The following is a 20,083-nucleotide window of genomic DNA, read 5'->3' as shown; positions in this document are numbered from 1 at the left end:
GCTCCTTCGGCCGGCCCGGCATGTCTCAGCACATCGCCTGAGTGATCGCTGTCAGCGCCTCGCTGACCTCGTTCCGGGTCTTCGCAGCCCGTCCGGGCCAGTGCGTACTCGGTCGCGAAGGCGCACCGGGCCCCGGGACCCGTACATAGGGCTGGCGCCCTGGGCCAGGCCCGCGCGGATGGCCCGCACGGGTGTCCATCGCTGTGCGGCTGGGCGGGGGATTGGTCCGGCCGTCTGTTCGGGGTCCGGTGTAGCTCCGTTTTCGTGCTCGTTCGGGTCCATGCCCGCCTCCTTGTTGATCGGCGGGGCATGGCTGCCCGGATTATCCATTCGAACATTCCCCGGCAAGGGGGAACTCCGACCATGCCGGGTTGACAGAGGCGATCTTCGGACATTCAGCAAGACGTCATGAGCCGCTCGGCGCAAAAGAGTTGCCATGAAGACTTCACTGAGGTTTTCTAGGCGGTATGCCGAGGCGTTTGCTGGCGGTTGAGCACACAAAGATCCGGACGCTGCGCGAGCAGGCTGGGCTGACTCCGCAGGAGCTTGCTGACCGCCTGGGAGTCACGTACCGCGTGGTCATGTACTGGGAGGACGGCAGATACGTTCCGGAAGCCCGGAATGTGCGGCGTCTCGCCGATGCCCTGGGCTGCGCCACCGCCGATCTCACCGGTACGCCGAGCGGGACCGAGACACTGGCCGACCTCCGGTATGCATCCGGTCTCACCGCTGAGCAGGTCTCAACCCGGCTGCGCGCCACTCCCGCCGGGAAGGATCTCTTCGTGGACGCCCACAAGATCCGCAGCCTGGAGCGGAACCGTCGGGTGTCCGGCTGGAATTGGAAGAAGACCGAATACACCGGCCGGCTCGTGCAGCAGCTCGCCGCCGTGTACGAAGTGCCGGTCCGCATGGTCATGGACGCCTGGATGCGTACGCGGCCGGCTGATGAACCCCCGAGTCTGCCCGAACGAGAACGGAAGGGCCCACGGGCTTCAGCAGTCGGCACCTGGGAGGACTTGAATGAGCGGCAGCGGGTCTACCTCGGCGAGATCATGCGGGATGACCGGATGACCGAGGCTGAGATGTGGATGCGCAGGCAGAACAATGTCACGGTCCCGCCGACCAGGCAGTGGCGCCAGTTGCCGTTCGCCCTCCACGCACCCGCCGAAGTGGTCGGTCACACCCGCCTTCAGCAACGGCTGCGGAGCGCCAGTGTTCACGATCAAGGAGCAGGGGCTACCCTCCGCTCCCTCGATCGACTGGGACTGATCAAAGTAGCCAGGGATCGTGTGGAGGTTCCCGGGGTCGGCGAGGTCGACCGTACCCTGGTGGAGATCACGCGCCGGGGCCGCGCCTGCGCCCGTGCAGGGCTGGGAGAGCCCTTGGAGCCAGCGACGCCCGCTCATCTGCTGTCCGAATGGCTGTGGGCCATTCTGGTGCGTGTCGCCGCTGCCGGCCCGGCGGGTCTCCATGAGAGCGAACTGACGGGCAAGTCCCTGTTCTACTTGGCCGTCGGCTACCGGCCGAAGCGCCAAGCGCACCCCAGCAGAGGGTTCATCGAGCTGCGTCCCCGGATGGCGCCAGGCGACACGCATGTCCTCGAATACCGGTGGCACGCCACCCGGCTCGGACAGCAGCACATGGCCACATACCTACACGTCTACGCGGACTTGTACCCGGAGTCAGCCCCTCCACCGGATTGATCGTTTCGCGCGGTCCGACGCCGTCCCAGACCCATTGTCAGACCCGTGCTCTACGGTCGGCTCCGTGACGACCACCGCCGATGATGACGGCCCGACGTTCTCTCATTTCGAGGCGTTCCGTCTGATCAACTTCACCTTCATCAAAGCCATCCAAGCAGTCACCGCGCCAGACCTGAGTCCCAGGGAGCGCGCCGAGAAACTGATGCGGTATCACGGCGACTTGCTCGCCGCGTACGGCCCCGGAGTGCCGTTGCCGTTCAGCGAGTTCCGCCGGAAACTGCGCGGCCCCATGGACGGCCTGCTCCCGCCGTGGCTGGACAGATCACAGTTCGACGACCTCAGCTTCCCCGTCGTCGACGCCGAGGGCTGTGTCACCGGCAACGCCTTCGATCTGCAATGGGAGACATCCCAGCTGCACCGGATCTTGAAGCGGCTTCGGCGGATCGGCCGCATGAGGTTCACCGAGGAGCAGCTCCAGGACGAGATCGACCAGGACCAGATGTACGAGATCCTCAAGGGCCGCGGTGACGAGCAGTACGTGAAAGACCGCACCACGCTGGTGGAATGCCCCGCAGGGACCATCGAGGAGCTGAACAAGCGTGGTCTGCCCCTCAACGCGATCCGCTACTACGAGGCGATCCCCTACCACGCCGTCTATCGCACCTGGTGGTTCCCCTGCACGGTGTGCCAGTGGCCGATGAAGATCAGTAAGCGGATGAGCGCCGGCCGCGAGTACTACCGCGTGGCATGCCTCTACGGCCGCCATGCGGATACCGGTGCCAGTTTCATGTTCTGGCCCACTTCCGGCGACGCACCGGTGCTGCATCCCGACAGCCCCGACGCTCCGGCTCCGCACGAGGCAGCGCTCTTCCTCGGCACCGGCGTTGCCGTACCGGAGGCGAAACCCGTTGAGGGGCATCTGGCCCTCAAACGCGGCGTGTGGCGCTACACCTGCGTCCCCGGCCTGCATGAACTGCGTCTGCACAGCGTCCTGAGGGAGCGGCTGGCGGCCACGCAGACAGATGTGGGCGAGGCCGTCATGCTGTGGCCGATGAGCGATGCCTATGACCATCGCGTCGAGGTCAAGGGCCCTGACGGGAGATCCCATGTCTTCACCGTCGATGTGAAGGACTACACCCATGCCCGGGTCCTGGCGGAGAGCCTGCACCGTAACGAGGGTGACAAGGGCGGGGCGGAGTGGCTCGTCGTTCCCGACCACCGGGCCGACCAGATCCCCCTGCTGACCCTGACCTGTGACAAGTACGGAATGAAGGTCGCGACCATGACCGACTTCGCCAAGAGGGTCTGCCAGAGCGCCGGGGTGAGGTGGGCATGAGCCAACTGACCGTCAAGGACGCGTTCGTCCGGGCCGCGCTGGCCCTGGCCGCCCACTACTTCCCGCAGCAGGACGACGACGGCAAGCCTCTGGCTTCATTCCGCCATGCGGCATTTTTCGCCACCTGCAAACCGCAGGCATGGGATCGTTGGAACGAGCTGGACAGCGAGGAACGGCTACTCGTGGCCGAGGTGATGAAGCTTGCCAACCCCGACCTCGCCGACGAGAAGCGGTTCGCCTCCGCAGCCCGGATCCTCCTGGGGGCTTTGGAAACTGGCGACGAGGAGGAAGACGAGGCCGACCTCCAACTGTTCACCCTGGCCGGCGATCCTCTCACCGCCGACGCGGCCTACCCCCTGCTGGGCGGGGACTACCTCGGCTACGTCAGGAGCCTTCTCGCGCCCTTCCGGCGCCCGAGCAGCCGGCGCAAACCCCACGACTTCGCCGCGCCGGGCCAGACGTACGAGACCAGTGAACGCAACGAGGGCAACGAGATCGTCCACGGGCGCGTCACCATCCCCCGGTTTCCCGCCTTTACCCAGCCGCTGGGCCATGAAGCTCTTCCCATCCTTGCCACCCGGCCCGGCCTCGGCAAGGTCCCGGTCCCCGTCCAGGAACTCAAGGACATCGCCAAGATCCTGGACGCCCAGTACGAGGACACCGAATCGGGCCCCTGGCTGCATCAGGTGCTGACGGGCCTGCTCGACCGGGTCAAGGCCCGTGACACCGACACCGTCGATGTGCTGGACCTCCTGGCCGGCCGAACCCAGATCTTCCACGCCCCCACCGGCACTGGTAAGTCCGTCCTGGTCCGCCTCATGGGCTCCTGGGCTGCCCTCAACAACTACCGCGTGACCCTCCTCGTCCCCGACGTCAAAGCCACGCTCGCCTCCGTCTGGGACATCAGCCACGACCTCGACATCCTGCACAAGGCGGAGAAGACCAAGCATCTGGCGACGTGCGCCCCGCTGATGTCTCCGTACTCACGGCACGAGAGGGCCCTCAAGCACGCGTCCCTTGTCAAAGAGGATCCCGACAGCCCCGGGGAGTGGGGCAAGCGAGGGCGCCGTGACGTTGACCACCTCGCGTACGGGTGCGCCCAGCGTCACTGGCTCGACTCCGCCGGGATCTACCGCCCCGGGCAGGAGAACTGCCTGAGTCTGCGCGGCGGCGGCGAGATCCTGGCCTGCCCCTGGATTCCCACCTGCGGGAAGTTCACGCCCGCCTATCAGGCCGCCGACGCCACGGTGATCGTCACCAACCATCACAACTTCATCCAGGGGTCCATGCGGGTGGGCATCCAGATCGACGGCCGCCCTGTCCGCTCCGTCACCGTCCGCGAATTCGTCCTGCGGGCCAGTGACTTCGTCATCATCGACGAGATTGACGCCTTCCAGGCCGTCGCGGTCGACCGGTGCGCCACCACCGTCGACTTGCACTCCCGCCGGCCATGGACCGCGGAACCGCAGATCCTCGACACGGCGGCCAAGCATCTTCCCCTCCGCTTCGAAGACCAGCTCATCGAGCCGGTCAGCCACGTCAGGCTCATGGCCGAGTCACTGCTGACCGGGCTGTGCACCAAGGCGTTCCGGCTCAACCACCACGACGACGTCCGAGTCCCCCGGCTGCGGCACGAATACGACTACGAGGGATGGCGTCTGCCCCGCTCCAAGGATCGCGAGCTCATCAGCCTGCTGTTTCCGGAGTACCAAGTCGGCGACGGAGAGCCCCTTCCCCGCGAAGCAGTCGACCGGCTCAACGCCCTGGTGCCGGGCCCCGAGGTGGCCGATGACGACGAGTTGGCTCCCCCTCCCATGCTTCTGGACCCCGAATGGGAACGGGTCGGCGGCATCCTTCGGTCCGTCGTGTCACCGCGTGGCATCAACCAGCGCGACGTGCTCAAGCTCAGGCTCCACGAGGCGCTGGCCCCCATGGTTACCGACGGCCGCGCGCGCAACCGGGCCATCGACCACCTCCTCATCCGCACCCTGATGGGCGAACTGGACGGGGCCCTGGCCGTTCTGCGCGACACCGCCCAGTCCCTGCGCCACTCCGGCCTGCTCTCCGCCAACCGCATCATCGACTCCATGCGCTCCGGCGGCATCGCAGACGTGCTCCCTCACGGAGCCATCGGCAGGCCGATCAACGGATACCGGGTCACCGGCATGAAGAACCCGGAGAAGGACGCCAAGCTGTCCACGCAGCACATGGCGGGCGACCCGCACACGTACGTGTCGGAACTCGGAGGGCTGGTCTCCCTCATCACCGCCGGGGTGGAACGGCCTGTCTTCGGACTCTCCGCCACGGCCTACTTTCCGCAGGCAGTCAAGGAACACGTCCACGCTCCCGTGATGTGGTGGATGACGGACGCCCAGGAGGATTCCATCCTGGTCGAATCCTCTGCCGTCACCTACGGCAGCGGCCACAGAAAAGCCGGAGAACGCATTCCGATCGCCGGCCAGTTCCCCTCCGACAAGCCCGAAGCCCTGCGCGAAATCGGCGAACGGCTGTACGAGACAAAGCTGTCGAGGAAACTTGCCCGGCTGGCCAAGTCGGACCCCGCCCGGGCCCGTGTCATTCTCACGGCTAACAGCTACGAACAGTGCGGCCACCTTGCCACCGGCCTGGCCAAGGCGAAAGGGCTCTCTCACCGCGTGTGTGTCCTCGTCCGGGAGGAAGACCGTCTCAGCAACGTCCGCTACCTCCCCGACCCGTCACTGGCCCGACGCATCACCGTCGAAGAGGTCGAGGAATTCCCCCAATTCGGCGACATCCTGATCGCACCCCTGGCTAACATCGCCAGAGGGCTCAACATCGTCGTCAATCTCCGCTCAGCCATCCACTCCATCTATCTGTGTGTAAGGCCCCCGCTGATCATCGACGATCCCACCTGGATGTACGGCAGCGTCAACGCGGCAGGCATCAACTCGCTGCCCGTCAACGGCTGCGCAGACCCCACCGAAGCGTTGAAGACGGCTCGCGCCGCGGCACGCGATCATCTGGCCACGATCCTGCGCTCGTCCCCGCAGCTGTCGACTATGGATCTCATCCTCCAGGAGCAAATGGTCGCTGGAATGCTGGTATCGCTAATCCAGCTCGCCGGCCGGGCACGGCGCGGCGGAACGAACATGGAGCTCCACTTCGTGGACTACGCCTTCCACGACGAGACCTGGAGCTCCGATCTGGCCAGCATCATCGAACGCATGGCTTCCCGCTGGCTCCCGGAGGAACGCCGGCAGATGGCCGACCTGTACGGCGAAGCGGTCAACGCCTTCCTGTCCTACGCAGGCGTCGACCTCACCCTCTCCTCATAGCCCGACACCTCTCCCTGAAAGAGATCACAGCATTGGCCGAGAACACCGTCTCCCTCCCGAGCACCCTCACCCTGCGCTGCACCCCCGCACTCGTCCAGGGCCAGAAGGTGTACGTACGCAACTTCCCCCGAAGCGTGCGCGACGAATGGGAAAAACTCAAAGGTGACGGAGACGACGAGCAGAAGAACCTGCCGTACTCCACCGCAATCACCTACCTGAAGTTCAAGACCGGCGGATACGTCCACCTCGACCGGTACCTCAGCTACCTGGTCTCGCTGGAAAAAATCGACGACGACATGCTGCGCCACGTGTTCCGGTGCGTGGTCGGCTACAGCCAGGGCCTGCCCACAGACCAGGCCATCCTCCTCGACGTGCCGCCACTCGCCAAAGCCATCGCAGGCACACCCGAGCAGGAATTCGAGATGACGCGGTTCCTCAAACCGCTGCAGGGAAAACAGCCGAAGTGCCCCGACTGGATGTACGTGGCCGTGCCCTGGGTGATCTCGAAGAAGCTCGCCGAGCAGCAGTTCACCATCTACGACCTGGTCCCGATCACCAAACAGGTCCCGGACAACGAGAAGGACGGCTCCCCCAAGCTCGACGCCGAAGGCAGGCATGTCTACAAGAGCCGCACGATCGGCTGGAAGGCCAACCCCAACAAGCGGAAGGTCACCTATTTGCCGGACAGCCGGGGAGGGCTCATCGCCTGGGATCACCCCTTCGGACGCAAATACAACGTCCGCAGCGACGGGACCCCGGTGAACGCCGCCACCGAGGCCCAGTACGCCATGTCCCGGCTCTCGGTGGTCATGAAGACCGAGCCCAACGTCGTGGACCCCGTCATCTTCCTGGAAGCCCACGTAACGCGCGTCCACAGCAACATGATGTTCGCCAAGTCCACGCACATCTACCAGGGCGGCGACGGCCTTCCGATCCTCCACACCGAACTGGTGCGCAGCGGCAGCGTCAGGGAAGTCAACCAGCGCGCCCTGGAGCTGCTCGCGCGCGACAAGATGGACGTCAGCCTGCTGCAGGAACTGAACGCACGGGTCACGCGGGAACGGGCCGTGGTGGAGAAAGCCGCCGCTGACGGCGAGTTCCCCTCGTTCATCACCCCTGGCCCCGGGGCCATCCGCCCGCTCATGCCGAAGAACGACAACTTCGCCGTCGGCACAGGACCGGGCACCCTTCACCTGCGGCTGCTCGCCGAGCACGTCACGAAGGTGCTGGGCGAGAAGGCCACCTGGGTCGACTTCGCCGTGGAACCGATGACCTTCGAGCCACGCCCCACGGACAAGCAGAAGATGACCCCGCAAGAGCGAGCCCTGCGGACCGAGGCCGGTGAACTCCTCCACACCATCGGCTTCCCGCCGCACGAAGAGATCACCGCGTCCGTGCACGCGCAGGGGTTCGAGCAGCTGCGGATCGTATGCCTGTGGTACCGCCACAAGACCCGCCTGCGGATGATCAACGCACTGTCTCTCGCCTTCCCGGACGGCACGCCCATCGGTGACCCAGAAGACGGCGACGAAGTCTTCCTCACCCCCACCATCAGCGTGATCTTCCGCAAGGCGGAGCGCTTCCTGTCCCACGGCGACGAGATCAACCGCGCCGTGGAGTTCAAGGCCTTCGAAGACGACTTCGCCAGCAGCGAGTCACAGGTCATGGTCGGTGTCTGGTGTGAAACCGAAATCCCGGCCCTCAAGCGGAAAGAGAAGGAGAAGCGAACCGCGTTCTTGCTGCGGAAGGAGCGGTACGACGGGAAGTTCCAAGTCCGCCGCTTCCTGGCCAAGAAGGACTTCGTGTGCCAGTTCACGACGGGGATGAAGCCCGGGTCCTTCGGAAACCCCAGCACGGAGATCAATCCTCCCAAACCGGGGAAGGACCACTCCGGCTACATGTCGCTTCTCGACCTGTACCGCTCGCTCGGCATCATTGACCAGCGCCTCGCACGTGCCATCGCAAAGGACAAGAAGGGACGTGAGGCCGCAGACCTCGTGTACTGCGGTATCCACGCCCGCAGGCAAGCCAAGACGGCCGACGGCAAGCACACCAAACGCATCATCGTCGTCACGGCCTTGTTCCCGCCGGAGGACGAGGACGGCGCCTGGACGATGAAGGCGTGGACTCCCCTCATCGGAGCGTGGGTGCCCTACCGGCAAGCGATCACTGCCTTCCACGCCAGCGACTACGCACTCCATGTCGACGGCAAGGGCCAGACGGACAAGGAGCGCTGGGCGGAGGCCGCAGCCCACGTCGAAGACGCGCTCGCCGACCTCGTCCGCGACGAGCTGGAACCTGACATGGGCTACGTCGTCATGGTCGATGGGCACGCCTGTCGGCGGATGTGGACGGGTTTGCACAATGAAAACCAGAGTTACCAGGAAGACGACATCGCCGATCCGCGGACCTGGCTCCCCGGCCACGGCAAGGGGAAGAACGCCCCGCGCAGGAGGCCGGCCGCCGTCATCCGAATGAACGTCGCTGCGGATGAGGTACCCCAGTACGTTCCCGTCGCCCGCGAGAGCGACCCCGACGTCGAGATGGAGGCGATCCAGTTCACGTCGGCCAAGCTTCACCGAGCCAATGTGGACTTCGGAAACCCGTTCTGGGTCCTCTTCAACGTCCCGCGCAACTACCAGGCCAAGGGCGGCGATCTGGGCAGCAAGATCACCCGCTGGGACGCCGACCCGGGCAGGGGCGGCGAGGAGGGGGAGCGCGAGACGAACGAGCTCAAGACTCCCTGGTGGGCCATGACGGCGACCGAGATCTACCCAGTCGGCGTCGCTGGCGGAGTCGACCGGACGATGCTCGTACGCGCAACCGCGCGTTTGTGCCACCAGACCGTCGCATGGTCCGACCGCTCCCGCTACCCCGTACCGCTTCACGCGGCGAAGCAACTGGACCTCGACCACCCGCAGTACCGGCGATCCGCGCCACCAGAAGAACAGGGAGACGAGGCCACCGACGAGTAGGCGCAAAACGACAGTTTTCTTGATCCAGTCGGGTAAGGCGTCTCAACGGGAGATGTCCTATGCGTCTGGATCAAGGCCAGGCAGCCCCCGCGTATAGGCGTGATGTTCTTTCAGGTCCATACCCGCCTCCTCGTGATCGGCGGGGGCATGACTGCCCGGATTGTCTATTCGAACATCCCCCGGCAGGAGGGCACTCGGGCCCTGTCCGGCCGACGAGCGCGGATCATCGGACGTTCGGCACAGCTTCCGTGGGGCCTGCTCGTATGTGGATCCTGCGTGGCCGGTTGCGCTCCATGGCGCGCCATGCGCACTTGTATGCGCCCTAATGCTCCGAACTACCGTTCCCGGCCAGCCAGAGCACGCGGACCGTGGGGGATGCATGGCGAGAACCGCGCGACAGATCCTGAACGCACTCAGCCGCTCGACGAGCGTTCACATCCACTCGACGACAGAACTGGCCGCGCACGTGGACTCCGCGGCAGCGGCCATCGATAAAAAGCGCCGGGAGAAGGGCCAGGAAGCAGCGCGCAGGAAGCCCGACCTGCGGCCCGTCGCGCTGGCTGAGCACGGCCGGTCCATCGATCTGACGCCGTGGCAGGTCCTGCACACCGTGGCACGAGGCTACGTGCTGGCAGGCCAGGGAATAGGGCGCGGGCTAGCGGAGCACTGGCTGAGCCTGAAGTTCTGCGAGGCGCTGGACGGCAACCGCGCCGGTTCCATGGATCTCACCGACAAGGGCCGCACTTCCGAGCGCTGGTACAAGGGCATGCAGGCCCGGGAGCTGGCCGTCGGCTTCGGACTCGCCGTGGCAGAACACCTCGTGCAGCAGCGCTACCCCGACCACATCGTGTCGGTCGTGGACACGAACACGGTGCTGCGAGCCGGCTGGCCCCTTAGCGTCTCGCAACGGAACAAGGGCTCACGGCCCCGGCCCGACTACCTCATCGAGGCATGGAAGCCCGGAGAACCGTCGAAAGTCACGTTCGTGGCCTGCCGGGGAAACCACCAGAAGCCGAGCAAGCGGACCGGCCGAACCCGCAGCACCACCATCCAGCAACTCGTCAAGGGAGCCGAACTGACCGAGGGCATGCAGATCGGACCGTGGAACACCACGCCGTGCCTGATGCTGTCCACCGAACTCATGGGCCAGGGCGGGGTCGTGGTCAATGTGCTGCAATCCCCCGGCGAGGCTCTGCTTCCCCTCCGTATACCTGGCGCCCCAAAAAACGCCGACGAGGAGATAAAGGACAAGCCCGGAATCCCCTACCCCAACGCCATTCGCATACCGGCCCGCGACGGCAGACGGGCGCGGACGGTCGACGGCTTCCAGGTGGGCGAGGACGACCTCGCCTGGTTCGGTCAGCTCCTGGCTCGCACCGCAGCCGCTGGCCTGACCACTTTCTCGGGCGGAGGAAAATACACGGCCCTGTATCTCACCGCACGCCAAGGGCGAGAGCACTACGACGTGCCCGCCTTCGCCGCCACATCGAGCGTCGACGACGCGGACATCGAGGTCGGCGAGACGAAGTTCGTCGGCACGGACAACGTCTTCCGCATGGGGACCGCACGCATCGAGGCATTCTCCGGAACGGACTCGGGACTGTACGAACTGATCAAAGACGGCCATGTGGAAGACTACCGGCAAGCGGTCTACGAACTCCGTTCCAAACGGCTCAACTCCCGTGAAGCCGGGAAATGGAACGGCCCGATCTCATTCCACGACGACGGCACCGTCATGGCCCTGAGCATCCTGCCCATTCGCAAACGGCGTCAGCTCTGAACCAAGAGTCCTGGAGATCTTCCTTCTTTCGCGTTCGCCGTTTCCGGCAGCGCAACATAGCGCGGGATCGCCGGTTGGCCAAACCGGCGATCCCGCGCATCATTGAAAGTCCACCGCCACTACCTGCCCGCCCGTCGAAAGGCCACGTTCAAGCCCCAGACCACAACTTCACACGACAGCCGTCTGCCTTCACGACAAGGTGCGGCCGAGCCTCCGCGACAACCGCGTCAGGACCCAGTCGACTCACCATCGGTCCGCATCCGCAGGGCTTCGATTCCAGAGCATCGCAACCCCTACGCCGAGCACATTCGGACGAGGGGAGATCGGCGCCATCTTGGCCTTGGTATGCACTGGTCGGCCTGAGCCGGCCCTCGCCTGTCGGTCTGCAGCCGTCGCCCAACCCGCCCGGCGCCCGACGCGCATGTTCGCCGTCGAGGCCGTCAGAGTCCTGCCCTCCAGCCAACGCCACTTACCCTGCGGGGCAGGTCCGCGGCGTCGGCCCACGCACAGCGTCGGCGAGGGGCTTCCCGCCGAGCCTTTGCCGGAAGCCGGAAACTCAGCATGAACACCCGCTCCAGCACGTCCCGGCGAGGAGCCGTGCGGCACGGTCGCCGACCATCGCTTACCCCCTCCCCCGCACGGGAGCGCCCCCACCGAGCCGGGCGCGCAACCGGCTCATTTCGCTCGCCCCGCGCACTCCGGACCGCCGCCCTGTTCGATTGAAGGGCGCACCGTATACCCCTACGCTGACCCGAGGAAGTCGTGATCTACATCATGGTGCATGGATCGACCACCGCAGGGAATGATCGATACAAGCCGACCAAATAGGGCATTTCATTTCTGTGGGACATGCGCGGGACGGCGGGCCTGACAGCCCGTCAGGTAAGCCGCTGACCTGGGAAAACACACGGGAAGCCGACGGCCTCCGGAGCCGTGTGCGCAGGTTCGAATCCTGCCGGGGGCACCGGAAATTTAGGCCCTGACCAGTGGAAACGCCGGTCAGGGCCTTTCTTGTGCATGCCAAAACGCACACGGCCTACTTGGCCATGACCACTCGGTCCGGTGAACCCTCGACCTGCGACTTTGTGGCGCCACACGAATGGAATCCCAAATGTCCGATCCCATGAATTCGCCTTGCGTGGGCTATTTGCGGGACGGAGGGCCGCAAGGCAGCGCCATCGCCGGAAGAGACCTACTGTGACCTGCATGTTTGTGACGAGGTTGGTCGGAAGACACACGGAGAAACGGGCCGTTTGGCTTTCACGGGCCAGTGACTGGCACGCATGTGCTCAGCCCATCGTCCCGCAGCGGGTGCGAGCATCGGTACCACGACGCACCGGGTTACGGCATGCTGGGCGTATGAGCAGGTACGCCGCAGCCAGGATCTACGCGCTTCCGGAGTCGCTCGACGAGCTGGTCGGGCCGACCTCCGGCGCCGTGACCCTGCCCCGGCACATCGACTGGGGCCCACACTACGAATACGACCTCGCCGACGAAGCCGACCTGCTCCTCATGTACGAGCGGGTCATCCGCGAGGCCCAGACCGCGGCCGACCTGCGGTCGCATCTGAACGCCGATCTGGTGCGCAGGCACTGGGCGGACCTGTTCTTGCCCGCTCCGGCCCGTAGGGCCTGGCAGGCCCGCTTCCTCGAGCTCGCACCTGCGGCGGCCGCGGCGTAGTGGACGAGCTGCACCGCCGACTGATCCGCATCGGGCTCGACGCGCTCGCCGACGACTTCGGCTACGCCCTGGCAGGCGGCTACGCCGTCCAGGCCCACCAAATCGTCAACCGGGTCAGTGACGACGTCGACCTCTTCGCTCCGATCAACCGGGCCACCGTGGAGATGCCAGCAGCCACGGAACGCGTCATCGCCGCCTACGAAGCCGCAGGCTTCACCGTGGAACTGGCCCACCAGAACCCTGAGCACACCTACACGCGGCTGAACGTCACCGACCCCGTCAGCGGCATCCAGAACAAGGTGGAACTCGTAGCCGAGTTCCTCAACCACCCGCCCGTGCCCTCCGAACTCGGCCCGGTCCTGCATCCCGACGACGTCGCCGCCGGCAAGACCACCGCCCTCGACGGCCGGGCCGAGGTCCGCGACGCCATCGACGTCGACGGCCTCCTCAAGGCCGGATACACCCGCGAACGCCTGATGGAACTGGCCAGGCAGAACGACGACGGCTTCGACCCACGGATGTTCGCCGACTCACTCGCCCGCATCCAGCGCTACACGGACAAGCAGTTCGCCGCCTACGGCCTCACCGCCGCCGAAGCCGCGTCCCTGCGCGAGCGATTCGCCGACTGGCAACGCCAACTCATCCATCCGCAGGACGAGGATCCCGCAGAGTAGCGAGCCGAAGCAGCAGCGACCGTCTCATTGTCCCGCCAGCAGCCGTGCGACAGAACACGACCACCAATTCTTCTGAACGATCGCAACCGCGTGGCGGTTGCAGAGGCTGGCCCCTGTCCTGGGGCACGGCACAGCGACCAGCCGCCGTCCCCTGCGGTAAAGGGCGATCAATCGTATTCATCCAACAATGCCTGGATGCGCTGGTTGGCGATCACAGCCCGTCCGTACAAGCACTTGGCGTACGTGGCCATGAGGACCTCCACACTGTTGCCAGCCCGTTCCGCGACCTCAGTGGGGTCGACACCGGCATTGAGCCAGGTGGACAGAGCCGAGTGACGCAGGTCGTACGGGCGCGCCGCGAGCGGGGTGTTCACCAGGTCGGATGGAAGGGCCAGTTCCCGGGCTTCGTGCCAGACGGTGTCATACGTACTGAAAGCGAGGATGCCACCCCGTTCGTTGAAGAACAGCCGCCCGTCGCTGGCCGTACCGAAGGTGTGAACTCTCTCGCCACATCGCCACCAGACCGGGAGGAAGCGGCACTGGACGGGTCTCTCCCAGCGGACGCCCCTTCAGACCACGCTCATCATGGAGTTGTCCGGTGTCGGTCCACTTCTTGCCCGCCTGAGGCCGAGTGACGTGCAGAATCACCCTGCCCCAGCCCTCCACAGGCAGGACGCAGTCCGGCAGGGTCACCGCGACAGCTTCCTCGGGCCGCAGCCCGGCGTAGTACATGCCGGCGAACAGCCCGACCAGCCGCCGTCCCCGGGCCCGTCGGTGGCTTCCTACGTAGGAGACGGCGCAGAGCAGGGAGCGGGCCTGGGCTGGATTGGCGACCACCCGAGGGTCGACCTGCTTGACGGTCTTGGCGATCCGCCAGTTGATATTGGCGATCGGATCGCTGTCGAGCATTCTCTGCTCGATGGCGTACCGCACGGCGTTCACGAGGGTCATGCGCTTGTGCCGCTGAGTCTCGGCAGCTGCGACCGTGCCGTCCTGTTTCAGCCGCAGGGCTTGCATCACAGCCCGCATCACAGCCGGATCCATCAGGTCGGTCAGCGGGCGCGACGCCCTCGCCACCCAGCGCAGAGCAAGCCGCACGTCCGAGGGTGCCGTGTGCAACTCCGGCCGGGGCAGGACGAAGGCCCAGTCCCGCAGCGAACGCTGCAACAACTCGTCATTCGGGCGGCCTCGCACTTCGCGAAGCATCACCTGAGTGATCGCGCAGAGCGCGGCGTTCGTCTCGTTGCGGGTCTTCGCCGCGATCTGTGGCCAGCGCATATCCAGGTACTCAAGAGCAAAGGCGTACCAGCTGATGGTGACCGAGCCATGGCCCGCCCCTGCACTGGCCAGTGAATCATCCGCGACCGGCCGGACCGCCCGGACCAGCGCGGCACCGAGTTCCTCGGCCAGCGCCCTGACATCCGTCACACCTCCCGCGGAACGACTTCTGCCAGACCTGGCCGCGATCACCGTCCTTCCACCACGCCTGCTTCTGGGAACGCCGCGTGTATGCGATGCCGAACCCCTCATGACGTCCACCACCTTTCCGACCAGGTAAACGCAGAAGAACCCGGAGGCAATGGCGCCCTTGAGCGGCAGCACTCTGATCTTGGACAACGAGAACCGACCGAGACTGCTCTACGTGACCTCGCGATCACCAAATGCTCACTCTGACGCACACCGACAACCTACGAGTGGTCGATTGGACACCACTGCCACCCCGAGCAGAGAGGGCTCACCCTCACCCCCACCAAGCACTGCCCTCTTCCTCCGACGTCGGCCTACTTAGCCATAACCTCGCCCTCGCTGGCCCCGACCGCGGCATGATCCCCATTTCCAGACCTCCCGACACCGTGAAGCCGCAGGCCAGGGCGTTGTTCAGGCAACCTGCGATGTCTGCAGAAGAGGACGGACAGCGACTGGAGCGATGTCGCCAGCGCAGCTACTTCTGGCCAGGACCGAACCGACGCCACTTCTTTTGCCGTAACACTCCCACAACAGGCGGTTACGGCAGCACAAAAGTCAAGTTCCGAAAGACTATGCCGATTTGGGCCATTGGTCTCCATCCGGCATGCCAGCACCACCGGGGATGGTTCATGGGCGCGTCCAGCAGCAAGAGAACGTCGACCGCCGCCGCCCCCTTGATCCAGCTCGTTGCCGCACACCCTCGAGGCATCGCCGTCGACGATCTGATCGCAGCGGCCCGAGGCCATTTCAAGCGGGTGCCGCCCCAGCGCCTGACGATGCTTCTTGACCAGGCACTATCCACAGGGTCGTCACAGTTTCGGCCTTCCGCCAAGTCCAAGTGGACAGTGCCGCAGAGCACAGGGTCGCCAGGCCGGACGGAAGGTTCACGTGATCGCCGACCGGCACCCCGTCCACCGCGGCAAAGCCGTCCGCACCTGGCTGGACGAACACGCCGACCGCGTCGAACTGCACCTGATGCCCGGTTACAGTCCCGAACTCAACCCCAACGAACTACTCACCGCCGACATCAAACGACACGTACACGCCTCACGCGCTCACTCGACCGACGACCTCGCCCACGAGACCCGCCGCTTCCCCCGCCGCCGACAGCGCCAACCCCGCACCGTCCGCGGCTACTTGTCAGCAGGCCCGAGCGAGAGCAGCACGGCGCGCAACCGGATCGGGTGACATTGAGTTACCGCGAACGGCGGAACAGCGTTCTTGTCATGCAAGCTGATGAGGTCACACGACAAGGACATCTCCCTGTGAATCTTTCGTCTCGCGCCGCCCTTCTCGCCCTTGCCGCGGCCGCCGCCGTCGGTACTTCCGCCGCTCCCGCCGCCGCGGGTGGCATCGGCGCGATCGGACTGCCGGCCCACGACAACTACTGCGCGAACGTCGGGCAGCAGTCGCAGGCCGACCGCACCCAGGAGGGCGCGGCCCCGCTGGGCGCCAACCTGGTGCAGGCGCCGCTGCTCATCCAGCGCAACAGGTGCGCCAACACCGACTACGGCACCGGGCTGGGCGGGCCGCTGGGCGCGTGACGGAGCACGGAGGACAGCGGTGACCGAGACGGTTGCGGCAGGAGACTCGCACGTTGTGGTGGTGTCGCTGCGCAAGAGCGGCACCCACCTGATCGGTGAGGTGATGAAGGCGCTGGGCTATGCGCCGTTCGGCGCCGTACGGGCGTCCGGCGACGTGGAGTTCGCCGACCCGGTACAGGTACGGCGGCTCCTGGAGGTCGCCTACGGTTCCGAGGAGGCCGCACGGCTGCTCGGCGGCCACGACCGAACGGCGCTGGCGGCAGCGTTCGATGCCGTCGTCGCGGCCCTGCACAAGGTGTGGGCGCTCCGGCTCGGGGCGCCCACACCGCTGTCCCTGCCCGGCGTTCCCGGAGTGGACGCCGGCCTGGTGGGGCGTCTGCTGTGCGCGCCGGAAGCCGCCGACTTCCAGCTGCTGCCCGGCCGGTGCTGCTGGTTCGTCCACCAGCTCGACCTCACCGCCGCCGACCCCGCCTTCCTCAACACCTGGCTCGACACCGGCAGGCCGAGGATCATCTTCAACTACCGGAGCCTGCCGGACATCCTCGTCTCCACCATCAACTTCCTGGTCCGCGACGCGCCCCCGGACCGGCCCGACCCTGTGGGCACCTTCCCCGACCACCGCATCTACCGCGACATCCTGCGCTCCCTGCCCGACATGGACGCCCGACTCCACCTCGCCCTGACCGACCCCGGCTTCCCCGGCATGGAGACGACCCGCCGTTCCCTGTGGCTGCTGCGCCACCCGGCCGTGTGCAAGGTGTCGTTCGAGGAACTCATCGGGCCTCACGGCGGCGGCACCAGCATCGCCCAGCAGGCCGCCGTCGCCCGCATCGCCGACTTCCTCGGCCACCACGCCGCCCACCCCGCAACCATCGCCGAGCAGATCTTCAACCCGAACTCCTTCACCTTCCACCAGGGCAGGACAGGAACATGGCGCGAGAACTTCGGCCCGCGCCATGAGGAACTCCTCCAGCGCAACTACGGTGACGTCGCGTCTGCGTACGGAGCCCCAGCAGCCACGAACTCCTCCGCCTGCTACGGGCCTTGATTCTTCCGCCGCCCCGACGTGACCGCGCCCGCCTCTTTTCGGGCCCCAGAGTTTAGACAGCGGACATGCATCGCCGGCACCTCCCTCACCAGCGGTCGGCAGCCGGTCGCACCGGCGTACGGGAGCTCTTCCCGGGCCAGGCGCCGCTTGGACTACCCGGCCGGGACCGCGCTGCTGCCCGGTATGCCATACCTGCACGGCGGCCGCCAAGTGCTCCTGCAACTCGGCTGGCATCGGCTGCCCGGACGCGGTCGCCGTGACGGCCTCGGCGACCGTCCGCAGTTTCACGTTGGCACGCTGTGAGAGGGGGTATGTGAGTGCACAGGTGGCGACAAATCGCCTGTGCACTCACATACCGCCCTCGTAGGACACCGGGGCCTCTGCACTGCCGCCATACTTGATCGCTTTTGATCTTAAAAGATCTACCCAGTCCCTGAATGCCCCGAACCGGGCAGATGACACCAGGTCTGCCGGAGCACAGGTAGTGAAGCGGGAGATCAGCGTCCGGGGGCCGCTTCTGCGTCGGCGACGGTGTCATGGACCCGCAGAAAGTGATCGGCACCCGTCATGAAGGATCCGGCGCAACGGCTCGGGCGCACACGCCGAGAACTCATGGCACCGGCCGGTGGGTTGCGATCAGCACGCCGCTGCTTGCGGGCTGGGCACTGACCAGTTCGAGCTTCTTCAGTGGGGGTGTCGTCAGCGAACAATTTCTTGCGGCCTCGCCGGCGATCACCGGATGGATCAGCAGCACCAGCTCGTCGAGCAGGTCCTGCTTGCGCCTGCCTTCCCAGGGTCAGCCGGTCTACCTTCACGTCCCAGCCGATCAGCGTTGGGGGCAGCGGTGCTGGTCGGTGTGTCGCCGCGGTCGGCGGTGAGTCGGTCAGAGGTCGGAGCGCACCACAGCGACCGGGCAGTGGGCATGATGGAGGACGGCCTGGCTGACGGACCCCAGGAGCAGTCCGGTGAGTCCGCCGCGCCCGCGTGCACCGACCACCATCAGGCGGGCGTCCGCGCTCGCTTCGATCAGTGCCGGGCGAGTGCGCCCGCGGACCAGACGGGGCCGGACGGTGACGCCCGGGTACTGGTCGCGGTGTGCTGAGAGGGCCTCGGCCAGCGCCCGCTCTTCCTCCTGCTGGAGCCGGTCCACGTCGCCCACCAGGTCCACCAGGTCCATTGGGTGGCCCAGAGCGTGCTCGCCGTGATCGGTCCAGGTGCTCGAGGCGTGGAGCGCGACCAGTTCTGTGTCCCGCATTGCGGCCTCGAAGAAGGCGAAGGCGATGGCGGGCTGCCCTTGTGGGGAGCCGTCGACAGCCACCAGCACCGGACCGGCCGGGTCCGGGCGTCCTCTGACGACCATCACCGGGCAGCAGGCGTGCGCGCTCAGATATACGGCGGTGGAACCCAGGAGCAGTTCGGCGAAGCCCTCGGAGCCTCGGTGGCCGACCACGATGAGCTGCGCCGTGCGCGACTGTGCCTGCAGGACCGTCGATGCCTCACCAGCGATCACGGCGTGGCGGACGTGCAGGCCCTCGGCCTGCCTCCGCGCGCGTTCCACGGCGTCCGCCACAATCCCTTCGACTGTTTCGTGCACGGCGCCGGTGGGAGGTCCCAGCGGCGACGAACCGGGTGGTGCGTGCAGGGCGGGCCACAGAAAGGCATGCACCACGCGCAGTTCCACACCTCGCAGCGACGCCTCTTGGACGGCGGCGTCTACCGCTTCCAGGGCTGAGGGTGAACCGTCCACTCCTACCAACACTGGCCCGTTCATTGCCCGCTCCTCCCCTCCGGGGCCGCCCGTGGCCAGGCGCAATGCCACCACGGGCACCCGTCGCAAGGAGCCCCTGCGCACGTGGGGCACTCGCCTGCCGCGCTGTCTTCCTCCCCCAGCTTCCCCCTGCCCCTGGCCCGGGGCTACACGTCCGCTGGTGTCGGCCGTGCCGACGGGACCCAGGCTCAGAACGCCCGTGGGGACATCTCTGTCTCCGCACCGTCTATCACGGCGGTACAGCGGGGCGCGCCGGGCCCCGGCGTGATGCGTACACTCAAGGGCAGCGGAGGATCGGCGGGCAGTTCGCCGGTGAGGATCAGAGGCCGACTCCCACGGGCCTCGGCGCGACCGGTTTCCTTGCCGTCGACCAGCAGCTCGACCGCCCCACGATGGCCGCCATCGATGGTCACGGTCACCGTGTGCCCCCTGGCGTCAAGATGGAAATGGTGACTTCACACCATCGCAAGTCTCCTGAGGGATCCACAGTTCTACCCGAAGCATGCCCCCGCTCGCTTGTCCCCGCCCCTGCAGAAGGGCGAGGCCAAGGGAGCCGACCCTGTTCCGCCCGCGTCCCTCTGCCTCCTGGTGTCGCCCAGTGCCGTGACATGCCGCAGACTCCCGTATAGGGGCCCGTATCGGCGTGGGCGCGGACAAGGTGACCGGTTGTATTGGAGGTCCCGCTCTGGCTGTGGAACCGGGCGGAAGGCGGGCCTGTTGAGCGATCACGCCCCAGGAGAGACTTCTACAGCACTATAGATGCTTGCATGGCCGGGGGACGGCTTCAGCACGAG

15 protein-coding genes and 1 tRNA gene are annotated in these 20,083 nt (G+C 66.3%); 11 read left to right on the top strand and 5 right to left on the bottom strand.

The annotated features are described in order from the left end of the window. The first annotated feature begins 479 nt into the window (after nucleotides 1-479). The 8 genes from ABT063_RS33515 (at nucleotide 480) to ABT063_RS33480 (ending at nucleotide 13,462) form a co-directional block, all read left to right on the top strand. Nucleotides 480-1,703, top strand: coding sequence for a helix-turn-helix transcriptional regulator (locus ABT063_RS33515; protein ID WP_351063632.1), 1,224 nt, complete (start codon nucleotides 480-482; stop codon nucleotides 1,701-1,703). A gap of 64 nt (nucleotides 1,704-1,767) precedes the next feature. Then, nucleotides 1,768-3,039, top strand: coding sequence for a restriction endonuclease-related protein (locus tag ABT063_RS33510; protein WP_351063630.1), 1,272 nt, complete (start codon nucleotides 1,768-1,770; stop codon nucleotides 3,037-3,039). Continuing rightward, nucleotides 3,036-6,353, top strand: a complete 3,318-nt coding sequence (locus tag ABT063_RS33505; protein ID WP_351063628.1) for a hypothetical protein — start codon at nucleotides 3,036-3,038, stop codon at nucleotides 6,351-6,353. Before ABT063_RS33510 ends, ABT063_RS33505 begins: the two co-directional genes overlap by 4 nt. A gap of 32 nt (nucleotides 6,354-6,385) precedes the next feature. Then, entirely contained in the window at nucleotides 6,386-9,328 is a 2,943-nt protein-coding gene (locus ABT063_RS33500) for an RNaseH domain-containing protein (RefSeq protein ID WP_351063626.1), read from the top strand. 379 nt (nucleotides 9,329-9,707) lie between these two features. Further along, complete coding sequence (locus ABT063_RS33495; protein WP_351063624.1) at nucleotides 9,708-11,108, top strand: hypothetical protein; 1,401 nt, start codon at nucleotides 9,708-9,710, stop codon at nucleotides 11,106-11,108. A gap of 873 nt (nucleotides 11,109-11,981) precedes the next feature. After that, nucleotides 11,982-12,072, top strand: a tRNA-Arg gene (locus ABT063_RS33490). Between the two features lie 395 nt (nucleotides 12,073-12,467). Then, a complete protein-coding gene (locus ABT063_RS33485; protein ID WP_351063622.1) occupies nucleotides 12,468-12,788 on the top strand; it encodes a hypothetical protein in 321 nt (106 codons plus the stop codon). Further along, nucleotides 12,788-13,462, top strand: coding sequence for a nucleotidyl transferase AbiEii/AbiGii toxin family protein (locus ABT063_RS33480; protein WP_351063620.1), 675 nt, complete (start codon nucleotides 12,788-12,790; stop codon nucleotides 13,460-13,462). The genes ABT063_RS33485 and ABT063_RS33480 overlap by 1 nt, the downstream gene beginning before the upstream one ends. A 167-nt stretch (nucleotides 13,463-13,629) precedes the next feature. Here ABT063_RS33480 and ABT063_RS33475 read toward each other — a convergent pair whose 3' ends face one another. Then, the gene (locus ABT063_RS33475; RefSeq protein WP_351063618.1) at nucleotides 13,630-13,836 is read right to left on the bottom strand and encodes a site-specific integrase; all 207 of its coding nucleotides are present in this window, start codon (nucleotides 13,834-13,836) and stop codon (nucleotides 13,630-13,632) included. Between the two features lie 46 nt (nucleotides 13,837-13,882). Further along, nucleotides 13,883-15,079 (bottom strand): site-specific integrase, encoded by a 1,197-nt coding sequence (locus tag ABT063_RS33470; protein ID WP_351063616.1) that lies wholly within the window; start codon nucleotides 15,077-15,079, stop codon nucleotides 13,883-13,885. 633 nt (nucleotides 15,080-15,712) lie between these two features. On the opposite strand from ABT063_RS33470, the gene ABT063_RS33465 reads away from it, so the two are divergent. The 3 genes from ABT063_RS33465 to ABT063_RS33455 all read left to right on the top strand — a co-directional run bounded on the left by ABT063_RS33465 (nucleotide 15,713) and on the right by ABT063_RS33455 (nucleotide 17,521). After that, the gene (locus ABT063_RS33465; protein ID WP_351063615.1) at nucleotides 15,713-16,117 is read left to right on the top strand and encodes a transposase; all 405 of its coding nucleotides are present in this window, start codon (nucleotides 15,713-15,715) and stop codon (nucleotides 16,115-16,117) included. Nucleotides 16,118-16,194: 77 nt separating this feature from the next. Then, the gene (locus tag ABT063_RS33460; RefSeq protein WP_301999784.1) at nucleotides 16,195-16,473 is read left to right on the top strand and encodes a hypothetical protein; all 279 of its coding nucleotides are present in this window, start codon (nucleotides 16,195-16,197) and stop codon (nucleotides 16,471-16,473) included. Between the two features lie 19 nt (nucleotides 16,474-16,492). After that, the gene (locus tag ABT063_RS33455) at nucleotides 16,493-17,521 is read left to right on the top strand and encodes a hypothetical protein (protein ID WP_351063613.1); all 1,029 of its coding nucleotides are present in this window, start codon (nucleotides 16,493-16,495) and stop codon (nucleotides 17,519-17,521) included. 610 nt (nucleotides 17,522-18,131) lie between these two features. Here the strand turns inward: ABT063_RS33455 and ABT063_RS33450 are convergent. From ABT063_RS33450 to ABT063_RS33440, 3 genes are all read right to left on the bottom strand, one after another. After that, nucleotides 18,132-18,275: a hypothetical protein gene (locus tag ABT063_RS33450; RefSeq protein ID WP_351063611.1), complete on the bottom strand. Its 144-nt coding sequence runs from the start codon at nucleotides 18,273-18,275 to the stop codon at nucleotides 18,132-18,134. 129 nt (nucleotides 18,276-18,404) lie between these two features. Beyond that, entirely contained in the window at nucleotides 18,405-19,292 is an 888-nt protein-coding gene (locus tag ABT063_RS33445) for a universal stress protein (RefSeq protein WP_351063609.1), read from the bottom strand. Nucleotides 19,293-19,477: 185 nt separating this feature from the next. Beyond that, nucleotides 19,478-19,708 carry a hypothetical protein gene (locus ABT063_RS33440; protein WP_351063608.1) on the bottom strand — a complete coding sequence of 77 codons (231 nt, stop codon included), beginning with the start codon at nucleotides 19,706-19,708 and terminating at the stop codon, nucleotides 19,478-19,480. Nucleotides 19,709-20,083 lie beyond the last annotated feature (375 nt).

It is taken from the genome of Streptomyces sp. NPDC002838 (assembly GCF_040295365.1).
Taxonomy (GTDB): domain Bacteria; phylum Actinomycetota; class Actinomycetes; order Streptomycetales; family Streptomycetaceae; genus Streptomyces.
This window is presented reverse-complemented; position numbering and strand designations above follow the sequence as displayed.

Coding starts and splice junctions, on each gene's coding strand:
- ABT063_RS33485 (WP_351063622.1), top strand. CDS start 12,468: ATGAGCAGGTACGCCGCAGCCAGGATCTACGCGCTTCCGGAGTCGCTC.
- ABT063_RS33495 (WP_351063624.1), top strand. CDS start 9,708: ATGGCGAGAACCGCGCGACAGATCCTGAACGCACTCAGCCGCTCGACG.
- ABT063_RS33445 (WP_351063609.1), bottom strand. CDS start 19,292: ATGAACGGGCCAGTGTTGGTAGGAGTGGACGGTTCACCCTCAGCCCTG.
- ABT063_RS33505 (WP_351063628.1), top strand. CDS start 3,036: ATGAGCCAACTGACCGTCAAGGACGCGTTCGTCCGGGCCGCGCTGGCC.